This is a genomic window from Virgibacillus sp. Bac330, assembly GCF_003667845.1.
Lineage (GTDB): Bacteria > Bacillota > Bacilli > Bacillales > Amphibacillaceae > Virgibacillus > Virgibacillus chiguensis.
The window spans coordinates 2,250,230-2,271,915 of the sequence record NZ_CP033048.1; the positions used below are offsets into that span (position 1 = coordinate 2,250,230).

Sequence of the window (21,686 nt, forward strand, 5' to 3'; positions counted from 1 at the left end):
TGTACATAGAATAGTATTGCATAATACACGTTTTTGAAAGCAATATGCTCATTTTTTCGCAAACCAGCTTAATTTATGAAAATTTCTTTTTATGACGATACAATATCGCAAACAAACCTACCATCACGACTGCATAAAGGAATATCCATAAATAAATAAGGAGCAGTCTCGTACTGTCCAATGGATCGTTCATAAGTAAAGCTAATTCTGATACTGGCGGAAATACTATTAATATGTATTTCCAATATCCTGGCAATAATGGTTCTACTCCTAAGGAGACAATAGATATTACAAGCACAAGACTAAGCCCCAACCAGGAATTAATCTTTTTAACTAAAATTATTCTAGAAAATAACACACTGACAGTAACGGCAACCAGCCCCAACAAAAAATGAGTAAAAAAGCCAACAGTGACTTCTGATACTGTTGGGTTCTTGCTAAACATTCCAAAAACAATAGGGTAACTAGTCGAAATAAGAGCTAACAAAACGACAAAACTACTGGCTGTTACATATTTACTGCAAAAATATCGCATCTCATTTTTAGCGTGAAGCATCGTTATTTGCTGTTGAACCGGATCTTCTGTATGAAAAAAACGAACCGTAATCCAAGCTGCTATGATATACAAATATATCGAAGTCACGCCATAACTAGCTAACACAGGGTTTGGATAAATAGCATAGTTGACCACTAAAATGATAATAAAAAAACTCATAGGCGCTACATAATTGTATGATTTTATGTATGATATAAGATGATAAGTCATCAAAGATCTCATTTCGTTCCCTCCTTTGCTTAGAAAACTTGCCTTACACAATAAACTTTGAAATTCTATACTTCGTACATAGAAAACGCTTTTTATGGAATATGCCATACAGAATAAATGGACGCTCCACTTTGAATTAATAGAGCAATGATTTCATCACTTTGTCGTGAATTTACAGTAAATTGAATCTTCTTTTTGTGTATTGTTTCATGATTGATACCATAGATAGCGCTTATTTGTGTAAGAATAGATACATCTGCTGGAAGCGTCGACTTTATCGTAACAAGACTCTCCTCGACATAATCATAAGTGATTACACTTTCCATAAGCTTCCCATTTTGTAATGTAACGGTACGGTCTGCTAAACGATGCACTAGTGGCGAGTCATGGCATGTAAAAAAAATCGTTAAACCTTGCTGCTTTAATTGATATAACATAGATTCTACTTCTAACTGAACAGACTCATCTAACCCTGATAAGGGTTCATCTAATATGAGCAAAGAAGGTTGATGTAAGAGTGCTTGCATGATATTTATTTTTTGTCTCATTCCCTTCGAATAATGCTTAATTGCTTCAAACTGGGCAGTAAAGTTAAACTGATCAAAGAGCTGACCAACACGTTCTTTTGCGACTTCACGTGAGAGTCCTCCTATTCTTCCTAAATGATAAAGATAATTAAATCCTGTAAACGTCATATTCGAAGGAAATTGCTCTGGTACATACCCTATCCGGATATGCTCACGTCGAATGCTTCCACTTGACGGAAGTGTAATTCCTGCTAAAATTCGTAGTAAAGTGCTCTTACCTGATCCATTAGCGCCAATAATTGCTACTGTTTTCTGTTGATAAAAAGTAAAGTTTAGGTTCTGTAAAATATGTTTTTTATTTATGTTTTTTGACATATTTTTACCTTGCATCAATATGGACAACAAACCACCCCTCTTTAAAAATACCTATTCTAACGAAGTAATACATTACTGCGCTTACCAGCATGTGCTTTACTTTTAACCACACTTTTATTTGACACGCTATAAGGAATATTTTGGATTTATTTTGGATTATATATGTATTTATTATATCCATAGTTACTTTTACTTTCAAAATCTTTTTACCTATTTGTCTTTTTTGATGGTTAAATGGATCTTTATTGTGGTATAACATAACATATAAGTGTCATGAATTAGAGCAGTCTGTGTTCCAAAAAAATTATCTATACAGGGGAAAATTTCATTTTATTCTAAGGAGGATGCATGTATGCCTAGCGGAACAAAGGAAATGACTCTTCAAGCGCCAATTGAACAAGTATGGGATTTTGTTAGCGATATGAACCACTGGGCTCCGTTAGTACCTGGCTATATTGATCATGAGATTATAAACGATACCGAATCCACATGGAAATTCAAAGGGGATCTCGGTATTGTTCAAAAAAAAGTACAACTAAAAGTACTTATAACAAAGTGGGAAAAACCTGAAAAAGTAACTTTTAATTTAAAAGGAATAAGTGAGAAATTCACCGGTAGTGGTTACTTTCATGCTTTAGCAATAAATTCAGATACAACAAAAATGACAGGTCATCTAGACATGAAAGCTGAGGGGATGATGGGACCAGTTATTAACCCAGTTTTAAAATCCTTTCTACCTAAGATGACTACAGAATTAACGGAAGCAATTGCCCAAGAAATAACCAACAGCAAAAGTCATTCTTAATCTACATTGGAAGAACAAAGAAGGGGCGCACATTTAGCAACGTAGCGAATGAAATGAATGAACTGGGATAAAAGATTTACGGTAAGATGACGAACCGATCATGACTTATCTTTTTACGAAGCTTTTATGGGAAAAAGGGAGTTTTTCTTATATTATAAACCTTTCATTTTTATACCTTCTATAAGACATAAGCAAATACAATAAAGCCCAAATTTTCATATCCTTCATATAGCGAAAATAAAAGCTGAACAATTCTTATCATTGTTCAGCTTGCTTACATAAGGGAATCTTCAACCCTTGGAGGTTTTCTTTTACCCAAACACGAATTGTGTTTAGTAGCCCAAAGGTATGACATATGGCTCCAGTGGGCAATTTGAGTCACCTTACCGCTTTTATTACATTTTCACTGCAAGGCTATTTGCATAATGGCGTTTATGCTCACCAACCCCGGAAAGTTTAATCTTTGCAGGATCATTTTGATCATCCAGTTGATAAGCAGTTCCATCTTTTGGCAACGTCGCTGCAAATATTCGTTCGTACTCCTCTACACTTACTTCTGTTCTAGAAGAAAGTAATTTCTGATGTTGCTCTGCATGCAAATGTTCTTGATAACCAGGTTGTAAAATACCCGCAAAAAATTCTCCTACTGCTCCAGATCCATAACTAAACAACCCAATCCTGTCACCAGCACGTAGATTATTTTGATGCTCAATTAAAGACAGAAAGCTCAAATACAAAGAGCCAGTATAAATATTTCCGACATTTTTATTGTATATTTTACTATGTTCCAAGTTTTCTAACAGACGTTCTTTGTCCGCTTCCGTTCCTTGGTCATAAATCATTCTTAGAGCTTTTAAACCCATTTTCGTATATGGGAGATGGTAGCAAATGGCAGAAAAATCGCCAATTCCCAAGCCTGTCTTTTGTTGATAGGCTTCCCATATCTTTTCAAAAAAAGACAAATACATTTCATTTGATAATTTTCCATCTACTTGAGCATATTCAGAGTATACAGGTCGCCAAAAATCCATTACATCTTCTGTTAAATAGGCAGATGGCTCCTCTATTGCCATAATTTTAGGGTTCTTACTCATTACCATGGCTACTGCACCTGCACCTTGTGTTGCCTCTCCACCAGTTCGTAGTCCATATCTGGCAATATCTGAGGCCAATACTAGAACTTTGCTGTTTGGATGTAAAGCAATGTGAGCTTTAGCCATTTGAATCCCAGCTGTTGCTCCGAAACAAGCCTGCTTTACTTCCACGGTTCTTGTTTGCGGTTGGAGATCTAATAAATGGTGAACATATACTCCTGCTGCTTTAGAATGATCTACACCTGTTTCTGTACCAAATATTACAAAGTCAATACCTTGTCTATCTGATTCATCAATAATTTCCAAGGCAGCATTAGCAGCCAACGTAACAGCATCCTGGGTAAGTGGTGCGATAGCCATTTTTTCTTGACCAATACCAATGGTGAATTTGGCTGGATCTACGTCCCTAGCTTTTGCCAAATCATTCATATCTACATATAAATGTGGCGTGTAAAATCCTATTTTATCTATTCCTATTTTCATAATAAGCTCCTAGCTCCTTTACTACATACTAGATGAAATATCCATTAAGTGACTATTTTCACAATTAATCTAAAAAATTAACCATAGTATATCATAATATAATCTAGTCTTAAACACAAATAACGGCGCTTCCAATTTTTTTATTTAATTGAATTATCGCCCATAAGATTCCTCTATGAATTTGGAAAGGAAATAAAAAAGGGAAAGAGGAAAACATCTATCTAATGAGCAAATGTGCTCCATGAATTTTAGTGCCATAAAATTCTCTGCGCTACGCGTTATTTCCTCTTCTACTGTATACATTGGATCTAATCCGGATTACGCCCTGTAAGTTCGAAAATCTCTCGATACAACTCTAACATCATAACGATACTTGGCCCTAAATCGAATTGATAACCATCTTGTTCAATCCGATGCATTTTCCCAATTGAATAATTAATATTTACTTAATTTTATCTATGTAATTTAAAGCCATTTTAACATTTCTAAATGTGTTCATATCTTTAAACGTATCTTGAATAATCACCGTTTTCAGAGCCATATCTGGGCGAAAACCAACAAATAATAATTCTTTGCCCATTAATGAAATAAATTGATGAACTTTTAGAAGACGTGACACAGTATATGTATCCACTTCATATAGCCCAGATAAATCAATAATGATATATCCCTCATTTGCCTGCTCCATATACGTAGATATATTAGTCATGAGCGTTTCCATTCGCTGATCATTCATATTACCGATAAGAGGTAAGACTGCGACATCATCTCTAATGGGTACAATAGGCGTGGAAAGTTTATCGATCTCCTGCAAACTCATTTGTAATAGGCGTTCACTTTCTTTTAATTCTGTAACATCTTTTTGGACGCCAACGAAATAATATTTTTGCTCCTCTTCCACCCACATCGGATCAATCGAAAGCTCATTCCAAAAACCAGTCCCATCTTTTCTATAGTTATATAGCTGTAGCGAAATGGACTCCTTTGTCCAAATTGCAGACCGTATTCTATCCATACTATAAGATTCCGTAGCTTCACCTTGCAAGAATCGACAATTCTTACCTATAACTTCATTTTCTTCATATCCTGTTAATTCAGTAAAACCTTTATTTACAAAAATAATTGGATTATCTTCTATATTTGGATCAGTTATAATTAAGCCGACTCTCGTATAATTTAATGCCTTTTCAAATAAATGCAATTTATCATGTCGTTGCTTCTTCATTCAAATGATTCCTCTTTCCTGCAAAATTATCTTGTATAAGACATACTTTATCTATGGCTTGCTTGATACAAATAATGATATGGTTTTCCCTTAAGTACGCCTTGCTCTTGGTCAATTCCTTTTTGCGTATTTCTATTTTTATGCGCATGCTGGTACGCAGTAGATGCTTGCCAATTTCGGAAATCTTCCTCCGTTTGCCATTGTGTTAGAACAATATATATATCATCTTGTAAAGGCCGTAAAACGCGAATTGCAATAAAGCCTTGTTCGTTTTCTATCATTCTAGGGCGTTGTAAAAAACGTTCTTCAAAGCGCTCCCTTTTTTCACTATAAACACCAATATAATTTAACACAGTAACAGCCTCTTGACACAACTTATTGGATTGATCAATGATTTCATAGGTATTTACCTGTTCTGAAACAATTTGAACTTGGTTTCCTTCTTCAATAATAGCTAATGGTTCTCCCCCATGAATTCTTTGAATCTTCAATTTCACTTTTCAACATCCTCCCTTAAACTTTTTAACTTCAACAAAACATAATTCTGCAACGATTTATCAAAATAGACAGGCGGCAACAGCTTTGCTTTTGGATAGCCTAGCACCCTGTCTTTAAACTGCTCGTAAACTGCCCCTTTTCCAAATGTTAGTGGCAAAATATAAAACAACTCATAACGGAAAGAAAATTGTTCTAAAACGGCATGTTGCCCTTCGCCAAATAAGAACAGAGACGAGGATGGTCGGGAATATTGTTGTTCCAAAAGAGTAGTCAACTGTTCAAGTGCATCATTTGCACGAGTGTCATGAGCTGACCCATGTGCCGCAATAATAACTGGTTGATTATAAACCGAATATAAACGCTCAACCACATAGGTTAAAAATAAATCGTCTTCGCAAAGTGGTGGGAGCAATACTGTATTTTTATTTATTTCTTGTTCGTATGCTTCAATAACCCCTTTTACATCCTTGTTATAATGCTTCCCTCTTAAGAAAAGCAATGGAAAAATGTAAACACGTCCGTATAAGCTATCCCGTTGTTGCATAATTTGATTTATAGTAGGCTCTGCTTGCTCAATATAACATCCAATAAAGCGCGCATTTCCATCATCCCAAGCCTGTAAATGATCAACAAAGTTTAAAAACGCTTGATTCTTATCATCATCCTTAGATCCATGATAGACAATCACAACTACATCTCTATCCATGAAGAAGCCCCTTTACGTTTATGCATTTTTTAGAGAAAAAATCAGTTTCACAGCAAAGTTTTTATGAAGGAAAAAACGTTCTTAATAGGAAGAAAAGATGTTTATTTTCCTATAGCGGGAAAGATCCTTCCAGTGCTGCTAAAATCTACATTAACAATATCACATTCTTATGCATGATAACAGTTTACCAACCCGACTATCATTATTAAAAATTCTATTGCTTGAACAAATGTTCATGTACAAAATAGTAGATGAATAAATAACTAATAAAGCTTTTGTCATTCTCCTCCATGTATTTAAAAACACACAACATGGTAGTATTCTCATCCTTCAACGTCGGCTTCCCTTGTTTGTAAAAATGGAGCAACGTCATAAAACCAATGAGTGTGGTTTATTTTCAAAACAAAAAGAGCTCTTATTATAATAAAGCTCTTTAAAAACAGACTTATTACCAAATCTTTATGGCGAATTTCTTATACGATAAACCTTCTACAATTCTATAATACAAGCAAGGGTTTTATCTCATTAAACTGGGCAAAATTGTAACAAAAGAAGGAAATATAATGAGTATTAAAATGCAAATAATCATGCCGACTATCATTGGTATAGCTCCCTTAAATATAGTTTGAACAGGTATATTAGGAGCGACCCCTTTAATTACAAAAATACTAATTCCCAGTGGGGGGGTTAAAGAACCAATATTAATTGCCATTACCATTATAATTCCAAACCAAACACCATTAAATCCTAGTTCCAAGATTATTGGATAAACAATTGGGATGGTAAGTACAATCAGAGATAACCCTTCAATAAAACATCCAAGCAAAAACAATGCTAGTAATATACCAATAAGAATGATATAGTGATTTAAATCTAAACGACTGACAAGATAAGTTAATTCTACAGGAAGTCTACTTATCGTCAAAAACTGACTAAACAACGTAGCTCCAATTAGAATAAAGAAGATATAAGCTGTTAATTTTACAGATTCATGAAAAGCTAGTTTTAGCCGGTGCCAATTCATTTTTCTAGTAAGCAAGGAGAAAAACAAAGCACTGATAGCTCCTACTCCAGCAGCTTCTGTGGGGGTAAATATCCCTAAATATATTCCTCCAATACTAATTAAAAAAAGCGCTGCAAAGGGCCACATGCGTATTAGTGTGGTCATTTTTTCCGTTGTTAAAGCGCTCCCTTCTTCTCTAGCAGGGGCTAACGTAGGGTCTCTACGCACAAGAAACACTACAATCAATATAAATAGAAGCATTTGAATCATTCCTGGAATGATTCCTGCAATAAGCAGTTCTCCAATAGGTTCTCTCGTTTGAATGCCGTATAAAATCAAAATCACACTTGGCGGAATCAGAATGCCTAATGTTCCTCCCGCTGCCACACATGCTGTAGACAAGCTTGGCTTATAACGATATTTTTCCATTTCAGGTAAAGTGATTTTCGATACGGTAGCAGTTGTAGCATTTAAAGAGCCTGATATGGCTGAAAAAATAGCTGCAGAACCAATTGTTGCCATGGCTAAGCCACCTTTCCAATGACCAATCCAACTATCGACAGCTTTGTATAAATCTTTCCCCATACCTGTATAAGAAAGAATCATACCCATCAAGATAAATAATGGAATAACGCTTAAAGAGTATGAACTTGCTGTATCAAAAGGCGTTCTACCTAATTGAGAAAACGCCACGTCCCAACCACGAATAAGTGTTGTTCCGCTTAGAGCAATTATAATTAAAGCGATGCCTACAGGTATTTTTAATAACAACAGGCCAACTAATCCAATAATTCCTATCATCCCTATCATTTCAGGAGTCATTTATGAAGACCCCCTTATGCATATAACGTATAGCGTGTAGCAGGGCTGATAATGCGAATAAACTTAATCCAATAACAGCTACCCAAGCAATAGGATAAAGAGGAATAGTAAGATCTCCGGTAGTTGTATTAGCATTGTATAGACGAATTGCGTATTTGCTAGTACTCCACCCTATTAAAACCATTAAAATAAAGGTGAGGAAATGAATGATGGCATGTAAAACCAATTGCATTCGCTTTGGAAACCGTTCGAAAACAAAGTCTATGGAAATATGTTCTTCTTTTACATGTGTATAAGCAATGCTTAAAAAAATCACCATTGATAAACCAAGTTCCGTAAAATCAACAGCACCTAATATGGGTTTATTCCACATCCACCTTGATAAAACATCTATGGTAATATATATAGCCATCATAAACAAAATACATTGAGCTAGCCTATGAGAGAATCTTGCAAGTTGTTCTATCCACCTTTTCAATTATATATCACCTCTTTTAACGTAACTCTTCTTTAAGTTCTAAAGCTCGACGATAAATTTCCCTGCCTGGATAACCTTCTTTTTCCATTTCTTCTATCCATGTCTCAAAGACAGGTTTTAAGGCTGCGTTCCATTCACCTATTTGAATTTTATCTACCTCATACACTTTCGCACCGTTCTCTTCCGCTAGATTTCTTCCTTTTCTCCCATCTTGATCAAAAACTTCGCCGCTTTTTATCGCTGCTTCTAAACCAGTGGATTCGTGTATCATTGATTTTTCCGATTTTGAAAACTGATTATACTTGTGTTTGTTCATGACAGCAAAAAAAGGCGTTGTTGAAAAGTTTCCGATCGTAATATAGTTTATTACTTCATGGAGGTTGTAATTATATAAAGCTTCTAACGGAATCATTGCTCCATCAATGACGCCTCGCTCCATAGATTCATACACATCTCCCATTGGCATAGATACCGGAACGGCACCTAGCGCTTCTAATATTTCATTTGCTAATGGAGAAGGTGATCGAATGCGTAACCCTTTTACATCTTCTGGAGACTTTATTCGTTTTGTTTTCGTCACTAACTGAGCAGGATCTGCGGTGAATAAAAATAATGGAACGCTATCATCATGTTGCTTTTGAATACTAGGAAATTCATGAAATAAATGTTCTATTATTTTTGACCCGTGTACTGCTGACTCTGCAAAAAATGGTAATTCCAGTATAGAAACTAAAGAAAATCTTCCAGGTGAATAGCCATGAACGCTTAAGGCAATGTCTGCCTCTCCAGTGACGGCCATATCATACTGTGATCCTGCATTCCCTAATGCATTAGAAGGGTATAAATCATATGTAATCGAATGATTCGATTCCTCTGTCCATTCATCGCCAATTTCTTTCAGAATATCCGTTTGAATGGGGTGGCTCCCAGGTAAAAAATGGGAAATTACCAAATGGTGATCCGATTCGGTTAAAGCTATTCCTTGAGAACAAGCTGATAGAATAAATAACCATACAAAGCCTATAAGCAGGTAGTGATTTCGCAACATCCTATCACCTCAAATTAAAATTACTAAGCAAATAAGATCGTTCAAAACAAAGTTCGGTGCGCCGCGTTGCAAATGGAACAAATCAACGAAAGATTATGGACAAATTTCTGCTAAACCCGTCCACGTCTTGTGGTGGGTTTAGCAGTAAGCAAACACATTATTTTTCTTGTATATAGCGATGATGAATATTGTTTAATTTGTAGGTTGGAAGAGTAAATTCATATAATTCTAGGGAAATGGCTAAATACTTTTCGTTATATAAAGAAGCTAAATAGTTTGTCATCACCGTAAACAAGTCATTGCATAATAATTTTTTTTCCTCATCTGTCCTCCCTTTTCCAAGTTTTAAAGTTGCATGAACAAACGCATCATCCTCTGTACCATCTGCGACAAGATATTCTTCTAATGCAATTGCTCTAGAACGAAGTCCACCTATGGGGATTAGCTCACGATGGCATAATAACACCTGATGAACCTGTTTCAATAAATCATGGATATTTATTTCCTTTCGAATATTGGCAGTATATTCGATGATTAAATGAGGCATGCAACTCCCTCCCTACTCGTTTTTAAAGTTTGTTAACGCTTCTTCACTTATAATCGTATTCATTAAACGCCCAATCCCTTCAATTTCCGTGATAACCTCATCTCCCACTACTGTATCAATGGACCCTTTTGGTGTACCTGTTAAGATAATATCTCCTGGATATAACGTCATAAAACTACTCAAATATTCAATGAGTTCTTGTATGCTTAGAAGCATATCTCCTGTCCAACCTTGTTGTGTTTGTTTTCCATTAACAAACGTTCGTAAAGTTAAGTTCATCGGATCCTTTACGTCTTCTTTGTCAACAAGCCAAGGACCAATCGGTGTTGCAGCATCACGGTTTTTCACACGTAGGTTTGGGCGATAATAATTTTCTAAGTAATCTCGAAAGGCATAATCATTTGCTACAGTATAGCCTCTTACATAGTCATAAGCCTCTTCTTGCTTTATATTTTTTCCTTGTTTACCTATTACTACTACTAATTCACATTCATAATGCATAAACGTCACATCATTTGGGCGAACAGTCTTTCCATTATGACCAATTAAAGTGTTTGGGCCTTTAAAAAAGACTAACGGTTCCTTTTGAACTGCTGAAAATGATAGTTCTTTCGCATGATCCGCATAATTTAATCCTAATGTAAAAATTGTATTCGGCTGTACAGGAGGTAACCAAACTACTTCATTTTCCTTGACTAGCTGACCATCAAGTAGTTGAATATTATTCTCTGTCACAATGGCTTCTTGTATACTTCCTTCAAATGCTACCCGTGCATACTTCATATTCTTCCTCCTGCAGGTAGTGATTCCGTTACTATTGTATTTTCAAGTGTACCTACCTTTTCAATTTCTATTTGTACGCGTTCATTTGCTTTTACTCGTGGAGGATTCTCAGGTATACCTACTAATAATACATCTCCTTTTGCAAGTGTCATAAACTCAGTAACATCACAAAGCAATTTTTCTACGGATCGAATCAATTGATTTGTATTACTACGCTGTTTAACTACTCCATTAACGAGAACACGAACCTCTAAGTTATTAGGATTATCTACTGCGGTTTTATCCATAATCCATGGCCCAATTGGACAAAAGCCATCTCGTGCTTTTTCCTTTACCGCTGGACGATAAACACTATCATGCGGAATGCTAACATCATTGGCAATTGTATATCCTTTAATATAATCTAGCGCGTTAGCTTCCGATACTTTCTTTGCCGTTTTTGCAATCACAATCCCTAATGCTGCACCTATTTCCACCGCACTTTCAGGACAAGGAATAGAAGATGCTGTTGCAGCAAATGTATTCATCGGTTTTATATAGAGAATTGGTGCCTTAGGTGGCTTTTCATAGGGTGCTTCATTCATAGCTGGCTTTAATTGCTCATAGGCACCATGGTAGTTTAATAATGTCCCGTATACAGTTCCGTTTACAGGAATTTCCAATGGTATCTGATCTGCTTTATAGGTGGTGTTCCCTATCATAATCGTTTGCTTCCTTAAATCCAATCTACCTTCTTGTAAAGGTCCTACTCCTGACAACTTCAGATAAATTGTCTGCACTATTTTCACCCTTCCTCACTCGTTGCATTAAAATGACATCATAACGTAAGCAGGATTCGAAAAAAGTTGTTATTTTCAAATATATTTAAAATGAAGAAGCCTACGTTTGCTGCAACACCTTTCCATAATCCATTAAGGTTTCATATATTTCGTTCTGTAATTTCTCAGAGGGAACATCCATTGGCAAACGTAATACTGGTTCAATTTTCCCCATCATGCCAAGCGCTGCTTTAACGGGAGCAGGATTCGTATCTTTAAATAAAACATCATTTAACTTCATTAGTTCAAAGTGCAAATTCTGCGCCTGTTCAACATCACCTTCTGCCCAGGCATTATGCATATCAGCTACTTTTTTCGGCTCGACATTCGACGTTGCACTAATTGATCCTGCTCCACCAATTGCAAGCATAGGATAACAAAGCAGTTCAATACCTGAAAACAGCATAAAATCTCTTCCACAATGAAGCAATACACGATTTACATGCTCAAAATCTTTATTCGATTCCTTAACACCAATAATATTAGGACATTCTTCCCTTAATCTAGCTAATGTTTCCACTTCCATATTGACAGCTGTCCGACCTGGTATATTATAGACAATAATCGGTATGTCTACTACATCAGCTACGGTTTTAAAATGCTTGAATAAAGCGTGCTGATTTGGTTTATTATAGTACGGAACAATGACCATAGCAGCATCCGCACCAATCTCTTGAGCTTTTTTCGTTAGGTACATCGTTTCTTCATGATTTGTAGAACCTGTTCCAGGAGCAAATGGCACTCTTCCACGAATGGCTTTGTGGGCATTTTCCATTACGTAAACACGTTCTTCTAAAGTAAGCGAGCTTGGTTCTCCCGAAGTTCCCGTAACAGAAATAGCATGTGTTCCATTTTGAAGTTGATAGTCAATTAATTCTGTTTGTTTTTCAAAATCTACTTCATAATTTGCTTTAAAAGGCGTAATTAACGGAGTAACAGACCCTCTTAATCGTTGTTTTATATTCTCATAGTTTTTAACCAAATGAATCATCCCTTCCTATTATTTTCACATCTATTCCAAATGAATAACATACATCTTTTATAAATAATCACCACAGATGGCAAGCGTATGACCTAAACCATTTCATAATTAGGGGGACCATCTAGCATCTGATTACAATACGCTTGTATTAGGAGACTTACAGCTTCTCCCCTTACATGGAGAATAAACGAAAAGAATCAAGACGAAATATAATGAGATGAGATGCTAATGAAATTCTTGCACACTTTCTTCATGCTACATGATAAATTGTGGCTTACTTTTTTTCAGTTTAGGCTGCTGTAATGCTATTTTTTGACCGGTTTGTATATCTAAAACGTCTGAAGCTTCATCAAACCAACTGTCTGGAGCTTCATGTCCCCAAAAGGTTTGCCGCATTGGATCATCCAAATCCCATTTTATAGGTTTGAAATCAGGGTCACTCGTTAAATAATCACCATTATATAGTTCGATTCGGTGTCCATCTGGATCTCTCACGTATAGGAAAAAAGCGTTCGAAAGCCCATGGCGACCAGGTCCTCTTTCTATATTGGTGCTATATCCTGCCGCTGCTAGCACATCACATCCATCAATGAGGCTCATAGGATCTTTTAACCAAAATCCAATATGATGTAAACGGGGGCCTACTCCATTCATAAACGCAACGTCATGAACAGAAGGCTTACGATGAAGCCAAGCTGCCCATATTTTTTGATGTTCCCCTACTGTGTACTCTGAACAGGCAAAATCTAGTTTGTGCAAATAATAGTGGTAAGCTGTTTCCACATCGCGCACCATACAGTTAAAATGATCAATTCGTTGAACTTTTGCACCTGTGTGCAAATCATACCGTTGTAAGAGTCGCTCCACTGTCTCCATTTGTGCATAAAATTCTATTGGAATACCTGTTATATCCTGCACACGAATTGTTTGACCAACAGCAGGCTGTTCTCCTGCTTTGATCCGCTTTACTTCTCTTCCTTGACGCCTAAAAAAACTTTCAAGTTCATCTATATCTTTTTCTGAGGTCACTTTGTAACTAATTACTTCCACAGCTGGCTCTTGTTTCTGTTTTAACCATAAGCTATGATGATTATGCTCTTCTAAACCACGAAGAAACAAATTTTCATTATCAGTATCCGTGACGACAAATCCAAGTTTTTCGTAAAATAAACGCGATTTTTCTATATCGGTAACATGTAAGACAGCACGACCGGCACGTATAATATTAAAATTCACCTTCATCAAGCCTCCTTTATTTGCCAAATTGTGGAATATAGTGATCTTTCAATGCAATATGAATAATTTGCGTTTCTGTATAAAAATCAAATGCGTAATGCCCACCTTCACGACCTATACCACTATGCTTAGATCCTCCAAATGGCGTCCTTAAATCCCTTACATTTTGAGCATTAACCCATAACATTCCTGAATCAATGGCTTGAGCAACCCGATGCCCACGTTGTATATCTTTTGTCCACACATAACCTGCAAGCCCGTAGCGGACATCATTAGCTAAATGAATTACTTCCGCTTCATCCGTGAATGTCATTGCTGCTATGACAGGGCCAAAAATTTCTTCCTGAACGATACGCATATCATTTTTCGCATGGAGAATTAAAGTCGGCGGAACATAGTTTCCCTCACTATTCCTTGGTGCATGGCCACTTATTACTTCACAACCTTCTTCTTTTGCTAAATCCAAATAACTCCGCACATTTTCATAATGTTCTTTATGAATTAACGGTCCTACTTGTGTATTTTCATTAAGCGGATCTCCAACTTTTATATTGAAAATTCGTTCTTTTAACTGTTCAATAAAGGTGGAAGCGATACTTTCATGTACATAGAGACGTGAATTAGCTGTACAACGCTCCCCATTGAAAGAGAAAATTCCCCATGTACATGCATCTAACGCTCTTTCTACATCTGCATCTTCAAACACTATAATCGGTGACTTGCCACCAAGTTCCATCGAAAAACGCTTCAAGCTATCCGCTCCATTTTTCATAATTTCTGAACCTGTTGTTGTTTCTCCAGTGAATGAGATTAAAGACACATCAGGATGTGACACCAGTGCGGCTCCAGCTGTTTCTCCATAACCATGAACAACATTAAACACACCATCTGGCAACCCTACTTTATCTATAATTTCCGCTAAACGATTCGCTGTTAACGGTGACCATTCTGCTGGTTTTAACACGACAGTATTTCCAGTAGCAAGTGCAGGTGCAAGCTTCCAAGTTTCTAACATAAATGGTGCATTCCAAGGTGTAATTAAACCAGCTACTCCAACAGGCTTATGAATGGTGTAATTTAAAAATTCATCGTCTACTTGATATGCTTCTCCAACCATCCTTGTTGCAACCATTTCTGCATAAAAACGAAAATTATATGCTGCTCTACTTACCATTTTTTTTGTCTGACTTATTGGCAACCCCGTATCAAATGACTCGAGTGGCGCAATTTCGTCAATATGTTCATCGATGACTTCGGCAATTTTATAAATATAAGCCAGCCTTTCCTTTATTTTTAACTGCCCCCACTCACCGTAAAATGCTTTTTTAGCAGCATTTACAGCTAGATCTATATCCGCTTTATTCCCTGACGCTACTTGATTGATCGTTTGATTGGTAAATGGACTAATATTTTCAAAGACTTCCTCCTGAACTGCAGAAACAAATTTTCCATTAATATAATGTGGAACATCCTTCACTTGTTGCTTCATTTCAAAATGTTGTTCTGTTATTTGATTTGTCATGCTTATCCGCCCCTTTGTAAACATTCCGAATATAATATATCTGTACTATATAATTTTTAAAGACAGATTAATTTACGTATTCTGCAGGCTCATATTTGCCATACTGTCCCTTATAAAAAGTTAACGGACTGCCTTGATTAGACTCCATTGCTATTACTTTACCAATAAAAAGGGTATGATCCCCTACTTCAAAATCCTGCTCCACTTCACAAACAACGGAAACAAGCGCATCTTGAATAATTGGGACACAATGAAGGATTTTAAATGGTATTTCCTCGCATCTTTTAGCTTGATTGGCAAAATGCATGGATATATCTTGTTGCGTATCTGTTAGAACATTAACTGCAAACTTATTAGATTTATGCAGTTTTGTTAACATGTTCGCTCGATTATCTATCGATACTGTAATTAATTTCGGCTCTAAGGAAACGGACATAAATGCGTTTGCTGTCATACCATGGATCTCTTCTCCTATTTTAGTTGTAATGACAGTAACTCCAGTTGCGAAGCGCCCCATTGCATTTCGGAAAGCTCTACTATCCATAAGATTTAACCCCCTTTATGTTATTGAAGCTTTCTTTTTCCTTGCTTTAAATTTCTAATTTATTATTTTTTGACTACTTTAGAAAAACTTAGCTTGTCGCCAAGTCTTATGGCGAATGGCGTAGTTTTTCTTATACTATAAACCTATAGACTTTTATGCTTTCCTATAGTGTAAAAAATCGCTCACTTGCGCTTTATAAGTTTGTTTATCATACTTATCAAAATAAGCCATTCCCATCTTAATTGGGTCACCAAAGAAATAATATTCATAATGGGTCTGCCTGCTTCCAAACGCACTCATTGTTAAGTCCCACGCTAAGCGAAAGATCTGTACACGCTCATATCCTTGGACATTTTTCCCTTGCATCGCACGGTGAAGAATAGGTCCAATCTCCTCATTTTCAAAGTCAGCCTGTGTTGGAATCCCCATCATTCCAGATGCTCCCAAAATTCGAATGATTTCTGCCATCCGTGGATATACACGCGGGAACCAATTTCTAGCTGCATCAAGCGCCGCAAAGTCCGGTGTCATCATTCCCCATTTATCGAGCTTAGCATTATGTTCTGCACGGAATAAATGTGACTTCATCGTTTCTAATGTAAGCATAATTTCTGTCCCTTTATCTTTCACGTGCTGAAAGCCATCAATACCGATAGAATCCATTAATGTCAGCACAACACCAAGTAAAAATTCTGTTTTTGCAATATCTTTTATGACTACTTGATGCGTCATATGAACGACAGCATTCGTTTCACCAAATGCCCGGTTACAAATGGATGAATTCTCCAGCACAAAAATACGGTCCCATGGTACTAATACATGATCAAAAGCAACGATTGTATCCCCTTCCTCAAACTGTTGGCTTAACGGGTGATCGTATGAATTATCACTATAGACAAAAGCTTCACGGCTTAAATATTTTAGACCTGGCGTATTATTTGGGATTGCAAAGGCTAAGGAGTAAGGGTCATCCAACTCACCTGATTTTTTAACTGTTGAAGGAAAAACTAAAATTTCATCCGTGATTGCTCCTTGGGTTGCTAGCAAGCGAATTCCATCAACTACGACTCCATCATCGTTTTTCTCTACAACATGTAATGCTACATTTGCGTCTTTTTGCTTTGCTTGTATTTTTGCCCGGTTTACTTGAGGATGAATTAATGTATGCGTCAAGCTAATATCATTTTCCCGAGCAAACGCTGCATAATTTCTAGCGTTTTCAGCGAACATCGGATCTCCTTCAGCATAAAATTCACTTGCCTGCCCCATTGCCATGACATCCGCATTTAAATAGTCAGGTGACCTCCCCATTAACCCTTTTGTAAAACTTTGCCATTCCATAATGGCCTCTCTACGCTCCATTAATTCATCTATCGTTGTCGGCACCATAAATGTTTTACTTACTTGATCGCCTGTTGTTGGTGATGTATAGAGCATTTTCTCTGGCTTTTCATATTGGAGATCATATAGCTTTGCCATCGTTTGGGTGACATTTTTAAAGAGACGATGCTCTGTTACATCTTGAACCCTTTCTCCCTGGATATACACATTATTATTTGCTTCCTTTAAACGTTGAATATACTGTTGTCCTGTTTTAGCTGGCATATTTTCCCTCCTCTAATAATAAACGCTTACATTTTCTTCTGGTGCACATTTCTGAATAATTCTTTTAATTAGAATAATAGCATTATTTCTGCTATATTCATATTATCTATTTCATTAACAAACTATATAAAATTTATATACCAAAGCTTCATAAGACATACATGATCTTCTGTATTTAAATTAATCGCAGCACAATCTTGGCGCTTTTTTACGAGTGAGGAGGATCAAGCACGCAAACAATTTTGAGGAGCAAAACAAATAACATGGTAAAAATAATGGGCGAATAATAACGCCTAAATATAGTATACAAGGAGTGCTAAAATTGGATTTAAGACAATTAAGATATTTTCAAACGATTGCCAGAGAAGGACAAATCACACGTGCAGCAAAAAAATTGCATATAGCTCAGCCACCCTTAAGTCAAAGCTTAAAAGCTTTAGAAACCGACTTAGGCGTCAAATTAATGGAGCGTAATGGCAGGAAAATGGAATTAACAGAGGCAGGTAATATTTTATACCAAAAAACAATTCACCTGTTTGAGTATGTGGAAGAGACCTGCATAGAGGTGAAAGATACAGCAGCAGGTATAAAAGGAATACTATCCATTGGTTGTGTAAAAACATGCTTTCCGCAAATACCAAAAAAGCTTAAATATTTTCATAGGAAATATCCGAATGTTCATTTTCAGCTCAAAGAAGGTGATTCTTACTTGCTTGCAGAAGAACTGATCCAGCGATCCATTGATCTAGCAGTTGTTCGCTTACCTCTTGATATGAGCCTTTTTGCTAAACAATCTCTTCCTAGTGAAAACTACATAGCTGTCATACCGGAAAGTTGGTCTACTACTTCAACCGCCAAAGCCATTACCATGAAAAAATTAAGTGAGTTGCCATTACTACTCTTACACCGCATCCAAGGACAAGGGCAATATGAGTTAATTCTTGAGCAATTTGAAAACCACCGTTTATCACCAAAAATTATTTGTGAGTGTCCAGATGTGGACATGATCTTGCAATTAGTAAGTGAACAGGTAGGAGCAACTATCATTCCAGAATTGACGCTACAAAATCATACATTACGTGGTTTGAAACAACTACCTATTAAAGATCATTCCTTCTCTTCTCACTCAGCGATCATTTGGCTAAAAAATCGCTACTTACCAAAAAGCGCCAAACGTTTTATTGAACTATTTACAGGTGATAAATGAAATGAGGAAGAACTATGAACTGGCTTTACTCATTAATTTCCCTGGAAGTTTTAACGTCATAAAAAATACAAAAACGGAAAACACAAAACAAATAATCGCAAGCAAATGTAATGTTTCATGGTTCACCTGATCATTTAACGTTACACCTAGCAAACTAGAGGATAAGATTGCTCCCATATATCTGCTCGTTTGAAATAAACCAGAAGCTTGCCCTGTATTCTCAGGCCTTACATTTTCATATAGCGCTGTCTGCATTGATATATTGTTAAAGCCATTACTAGCGCCTAAAACACTCATAATGATAAGTAACCAACCAATGGGCGAGCTTTCATGATACGTTAACAATAAACCGGTTCCAATAACGAGTAAACCAATTCCAATTAAAGTAGGTAATTTCGAACCTACCTTATCAATTAAACTTCCTGCTAATGGTGCAATGATAACGCCAAAACCTGCAAGTGCAAGCATCAAAACGCCCGTTTTTGCTTCGTTATACGCTAGAGCTTGCTGCATAAAAATAGGAAAACCAAAAAAATAACAATAATATATCAGGTTAATGCCCGTAAATTGCACATACACAAATGTTTCTTTTGTATCTTTTCTTAACCTATTTACATCCATAAACGGGGCATGGTGCTTAGCTTCAAAACGGTAAAACAACACAGCAGTTGCAATACAAATGAACAGTGTCCACCAACGGATATTTCCTTCCTCCAACGAAAGCAAGAACAAAATAAAGCTTGTTATTGATAAAATAAACAAACAAATTCCTAACAAATCTATCTGTTTTATCTCTACTTTTTCATTTTTAGCAGGTAAAATAAACATAGCTAATACAAATGACACAATAATAAATGGAAAGTTGATAATAAAAATAGCTTGCCAATCCCAAGAATGAATAAAAAAACCACCAATAGAAGGACCAAAAGCTGCCGATGTAGAAGCGAAGATGGATAAAATCGCCAGCGCCCGCCCTTGTCCTTCTGTAATGTGCGTTCGTATCATGCTCATCCCACTCGGGAATAAAGTTGAGCTACCAATCGCCTGCAATGCACGACAAGCTAATAAAATTGGAAAATTAGGAGAAAACGGGGCCAGTAAAGATGCAAAAGCTACAAGCGTCAACCCTGTTAAAAATAATCGTTTAGCTCCAAACATATCACTTAATTTCCCCATTACTGGCTGTCCAGCTGCGCTTGCTAAATAAAAAATAGAAATTAACCATGATGCATGGATAAAAGTTAAAGCAAAATCTGCCTGCATACGTGTAACTGCAACAGATATCATCGATGAATTTAAAGGATTTAGTAATGTTCCTAATCCAATTGTAATAATAAACAGCCAACGCTTTTTGTTTAATTTCTTCATCAAACCACCATTCATATGTATAAAGCCTTTAACTATGAGAATTCAGAAGTAGTCTTTGGCTCTATTTTTTATGCTGGATAAAAGGTGCTGTATGCGCCCCGCTTCAAGAACTGGAAGATAACAGCACCTACATCCCCTTTTTCGTAAAGAAGCCTTTCGAGATCATACCTTGAGGATAACAATCAGTGTAGGGATAAAAGGCTCGCGGATAATAGGTTCACTTTATGCGTGAATTTAACCTTAAACGTAACTTATTCTATTTCTCTAAGTTGCGTTTGCAAATCATGTAAGGATTTTTCCAACTGTTCCATCATCACTTCCATGCCTTGTTTAAGCGGCAAATTTTCAGGCATATAGATAGGTTGTCCAAAAATAATTTTAGGCTTCACCCGTTTGAAAAGATCAGTGAAATTATTGGGACCTTGATAAGCTACTGGTAAAATCGGCGTTTTCGCATACCCAGCCATCGTAACCGCCCCTCGTTTTAATGGCACTTCTTCACTTGTTCTTGTACCACTTGGAAATACACCGACGATTTCACCGTTTTTCAATAGTTTTCTTGGGGTTTTTATTGCGCTTGGTCCTGGATTTTCCCGATCAACAGGAAAAGCATGCAACTGTTCCATTAGCCATTTCAAAAATGTCGACTGAAACAACTCTTTCTTAGCCATATAATGAATTTGTTTAGGTAACATACTAACGCCCAGCCATAAAATATCTACCCACCCTGAATGGGTACAAGCGATAACAAAACCACCAGATATTTCTGTATTTTCCTTTTGATAAATCTTTATTCTGCCAAACAAACTGAGAATTATTTTTAATGCATAAGTACAAAAATAGTACATAAAAGTCGTCTCCTTCTTGCTACCAATAGTATGCGTTTATTTTAACACATAGTTTTAATATCTGGTACTAATTTTTTTCTTTTTTCACTCTAACAGCATACAAATATTTAGATCATCCATTCGCATTAATCCCTTTCTTCTCTCCTAATTTATTATGCCAAACTATATAAAGAAATTTCACTTCTTTCGGTTATGGCAGCCGTCAAGCCTAAATACTTCATGCTTTTCTATAGCTTAAAAAAGGAGGCGTAATTTTCGTGCTTCCCTCACTACATATTACATACCCATCTTTTGTAGAACATATATACGTAAAAAATTGTATGCCAATAGATTTTTATAACAGTTATCAACTATTCTACTAAACAGAACATACATTTTGGTGTACAATGGTAAAAG

21 protein-coding genes are annotated in these 21,686 nt (G+C 36.3%); 2 read left to right on the forward strand and 19 right to left on the reverse strand.

Annotated features, from left to right (window positions below; genetic code table 11):
• Positions 1 to 73: 73 nt before the first annotated feature.
• Positions 74 to 778: a hypothetical protein gene (locus D9780_RS10500; RefSeq protein ID WP_121640055.1), complete on the reverse strand. Its 705-nt coding sequence runs from the start codon at positions 776 to 778 to the stop codon at positions 74 to 76.
• A gap of 80 nt (positions 779 to 858) precedes the next feature.
• Complete coding sequence (locus D9780_RS10505) at positions 859 to 1,695, reverse strand: ABC transporter ATP-binding protein (RefSeq protein ID WP_084723529.1); 837 nt, start codon at positions 1,693 to 1,695, stop codon at positions 859 to 861.
• A gap of 325 nt (positions 1,696 to 2,020) precedes the next feature.
• Here D9780_RS10505 and D9780_RS10515 point away from each other — a divergent pair, with 325 nt between their 5' ends.
• Positions 2,021 to 2,473, forward strand: a complete 453-nt coding sequence (locus tag D9780_RS10515) for an SRPBCC family protein (protein WP_073005653.1) — start codon at positions 2,021 to 2,023, stop codon at positions 2,471 to 2,473.
• A 395-nt stretch (positions 2,474 to 2,868) separates the two neighbouring features.
• Here D9780_RS10515 and D9780_RS10520 read toward each other — a convergent pair whose 3' ends face one another.
• The 15 genes from D9780_RS10520 to hpaB all read right to left on the reverse strand — a co-directional run bounded on the left by D9780_RS10520 (position 2,869) and on the right by hpaB (position 17,867).
• Positions 2,869 to 4,050 (reverse strand): hydroxymethylglutaryl-CoA synthase, encoded by a 1,182-nt coding sequence (locus tag D9780_RS10520; protein ID WP_121640057.1) that lies wholly within the window; start codon positions 4,048 to 4,050, stop codon positions 2,869 to 2,871.
• A gap of 442 nt (positions 4,051 to 4,492) precedes the next feature.
• Positions 4,493 to 5,275: a YtvA family blue-light photoreceptor gene (locus D9780_RS10525; RefSeq protein WP_121640058.1), complete on the reverse strand. Its 783-nt coding sequence runs from the start codon at positions 5,273 to 5,275 to the stop codon at positions 4,493 to 4,495.
• Between the two features lie 47 nt (positions 5,276 to 5,322).
• A complete protein-coding gene (locus D9780_RS10530) occupies positions 5,323 to 5,772 on the reverse strand; it encodes an antibiotic biosynthesis monooxygenase family protein (protein ID WP_116278996.1) in 450 nt (149 codons plus the stop codon).
• On the reverse strand, positions 5,769 to 6,479 hold the full coding sequence (locus D9780_RS10535) for a sirohydrochlorin chelatase (RefSeq protein WP_121640059.1): 711 nt from the start codon (positions 6,477 to 6,479) through the stop codon (positions 5,769 to 5,771). The genes D9780_RS10530 and D9780_RS10535 overlap by 4 nt, the downstream gene beginning before the upstream one ends.
• A gap of 517 nt (positions 6,480 to 6,996) precedes the next feature.
• A complete protein-coding gene (locus tag D9780_RS10540) occupies positions 6,997 to 8,304 on the reverse strand; it encodes a TRAP transporter large permease (protein ID WP_121640060.1) in 1,308 nt (435 codons plus the stop codon).
• Positions 8,294 to 8,782, reverse strand: a complete 489-nt coding sequence (locus D9780_RS10545; protein WP_121640061.1) for a TRAP transporter small permease — start codon at positions 8,780 to 8,782, stop codon at positions 8,294 to 8,296. Before D9780_RS10545 ends, D9780_RS10540 begins: the two co-directional genes overlap by 11 nt.
• A 16-nt stretch (positions 8,783 to 8,798) precedes the next feature.
• The gene (locus D9780_RS10550) at positions 8,799 to 9,830 is read right to left on the reverse strand and encodes a TRAP transporter substrate-binding protein (protein ID WP_121640062.1); all 1,032 of its coding nucleotides are present in this window, start codon (positions 9,828 to 9,830) and stop codon (positions 8,799 to 8,801) included.
• A gap of 157 nt (positions 9,831 to 9,987) precedes the next feature.
• Positions 9,988 to 10,377, reverse strand: a complete 390-nt coding sequence (locus D9780_RS10555) for a 5-carboxymethyl-2-hydroxymuconate Delta-isomerase (RefSeq protein ID WP_116278989.1) — start codon at positions 10,375 to 10,377, stop codon at positions 9,988 to 9,990.
• A gap of 12 nt (positions 10,378 to 10,389) precedes the next feature.
• The gene (locus D9780_RS10560) at positions 10,390 to 11,160 is read right to left on the reverse strand and encodes a fumarylacetoacetate hydrolase family protein (RefSeq protein WP_116278988.1); all 771 of its coding nucleotides are present in this window, start codon (positions 11,158 to 11,160) and stop codon (positions 10,390 to 10,392) included.
• Entirely contained in the window at positions 11,157 to 11,939 is a 783-nt protein-coding gene (locus D9780_RS10565; protein WP_240458661.1) for a fumarylacetoacetate hydrolase family protein, read from the reverse strand. The genes D9780_RS10560 and D9780_RS10565 overlap by 4 nt, the downstream gene beginning before the upstream one ends.
• A gap of 100 nt (positions 11,940 to 12,039) precedes the next feature.
• A complete protein-coding gene (gene hpaI / locus D9780_RS10570; RefSeq protein WP_240458662.1) occupies positions 12,040 to 12,960 on the reverse strand; it encodes a 2,4-dihydroxyhept-2-ene-1,7-dioic acid aldolase in 921 nt (306 codons plus the stop codon).
• A 255-nt stretch (positions 12,961 to 13,215) separates the two neighbouring features.
• Positions 13,216 to 14,196 carry a 3,4-dihydroxyphenylacetate 2,3-dioxygenase gene (hpaD, locus tag D9780_RS10575; RefSeq protein ID WP_116279006.1) on the reverse strand — a complete coding sequence of 327 codons (981 nt, stop codon included), beginning with the start codon at positions 14,194 to 14,196 and terminating at the stop codon, positions 13,216 to 13,218.
• A gap of 16 nt (positions 14,197 to 14,212) precedes the next feature.
• Entirely contained in the window at positions 14,213 to 15,685 is a 1,473-nt protein-coding gene (gene hpaE, locus D9780_RS10580; protein WP_121641473.1) for a 5-carboxymethyl-2-hydroxymuconate semialdehyde dehydrogenase, read from the reverse strand.
• A gap of 100 nt (positions 15,686 to 15,785) precedes the next feature.
• Positions 15,786 to 16,262, reverse strand: coding sequence for a flavin reductase family protein (locus tag D9780_RS10585; RefSeq protein WP_116278986.1), 477 nt, complete (start codon positions 16,260 to 16,262; stop codon positions 15,786 to 15,788).
• A 153-nt stretch (positions 16,263 to 16,415) separates the two neighbouring features.
• A complete protein-coding gene (gene hpaB / locus D9780_RS10590) occupies positions 16,416 to 17,867 on the reverse strand; it encodes a 4-hydroxyphenylacetate 3-monooxygenase, oxygenase component (protein ID WP_116278985.1) in 1,452 nt (483 codons plus the stop codon).
• Between the two features lie 322 nt (positions 17,868 to 18,189).
• On the opposite strand from hpaB, the gene D9780_RS10595 reads away from it, so the two are divergent.
• Positions 18,190 to 19,074, forward strand: coding sequence for a LysR family transcriptional regulator (locus D9780_RS10595; protein WP_121640064.1), 885 nt, complete (start codon positions 18,190 to 18,192; stop codon positions 19,072 to 19,074).
• Positions 19,075 to 19,086: 12 nt separating this feature from the next.
• Here D9780_RS10595 and D9780_RS10600 read toward each other — a convergent pair whose 3' ends face one another.
• Positions 19,087 to 20,442: an MFS transporter gene (locus D9780_RS10600; protein WP_162985841.1), complete on the reverse strand. Its 1,356-nt coding sequence runs from the start codon at positions 20,440 to 20,442 to the stop codon at positions 19,087 to 19,089.
• 251 nt (positions 20,443 to 20,693) lie between these two features.
• Positions 20,694 to 21,290 (reverse strand): lysophospholipid acyltransferase family protein, encoded by a 597-nt coding sequence (locus D9780_RS10605; RefSeq protein ID WP_116278981.1) that lies wholly within the window; start codon positions 21,288 to 21,290, stop codon positions 20,694 to 20,696.
• Positions 21,291 to 21,686: the final 396 nt, after the last annotated feature.

Coding starts and splice junctions, on each gene's coding strand:
- D9780_RS10500 (WP_121640055.1), bottom strand. CDS start 778: ATGAGATCTTTGATGACTTATCATCTTATATCATACATAAAATCATAC.
- D9780_RS10515 (WP_073005653.1), top strand. CDS start 2,021: ATGCCTAGCGGAACAAAGGAAATGACTCTTCAAGCGCCAATTGAACAA.
- D9780_RS10520 (WP_121640057.1), bottom strand. CDS start 4,050: ATGAAAATAGGAATAGATAAAATAGGATTTTACACGCCACATTTATAT.
- D9780_RS10525 (WP_121640058.1), bottom strand. CDS start 5,275: ATGAAGAAGCAACGACATGATAAATTGCATTTATTTGAAAAGGCATTA.
- D9780_RS10535 (WP_121640059.1), bottom strand. CDS start 6,479: ATGGATAGAGATGTAGTTGTGATTGTCTATCATGGATCTAAGGATGAT.
- D9780_RS10540 (WP_121640060.1), bottom strand. CDS start 8,304: ATGACTCCTGAAATGATAGGGATGATAGGAATTATTGGATTAGTTGGC.
- D9780_RS10550 (WP_121640062.1), bottom strand. CDS start 9,830: ATGTTGCGAAATCACTACCTGCTTATAGGCTTTGTATGGTTATTTATT.
- D9780_RS10555 (WP_116278989.1), bottom strand. CDS start 10,377: ATGCCTCATTTAATCATCGAATATACTGCCAATATTCGAAAGGAAATA.
- D9780_RS10560 (WP_116278988.1), bottom strand. CDS start 11,160: ATGAAGTATGCACGGGTAGCATTTGAAGGAAGTATACAAGAAGCCATT.
- hpaE (WP_121641473.1), bottom strand. CDS start 15,685: ATGAAGCAACAAGTGAAGGATGTTCCACATTATATTAATGGAAAATTT.
- D9780_RS10585 (WP_116278986.1), bottom strand. CDS start 16,262: ATGGATAGTAGAGCTTTCCGAAATGCAATGGGGCGCTTCGCAACTGGA.
- hpaB (WP_116278985.1), bottom strand. CDS start 17,867: ATGCCAGCTAAAACAGGACAACAGTATATTCAACGTTTAAAGGAAGCA.
- D9780_RS10600 (WP_162985841.1), bottom strand. CDS start 20,442: ATGAAGAAATTAAACAAAAAGCGTTGGCTGTTTATTATTACAATTGGA.
- D9780_RS10605 (WP_116278981.1), bottom strand. CDS start 21,290: ATGTACTATTTTTGTACTTATGCATTAAAAATAATTCTCAGTTTGTTT.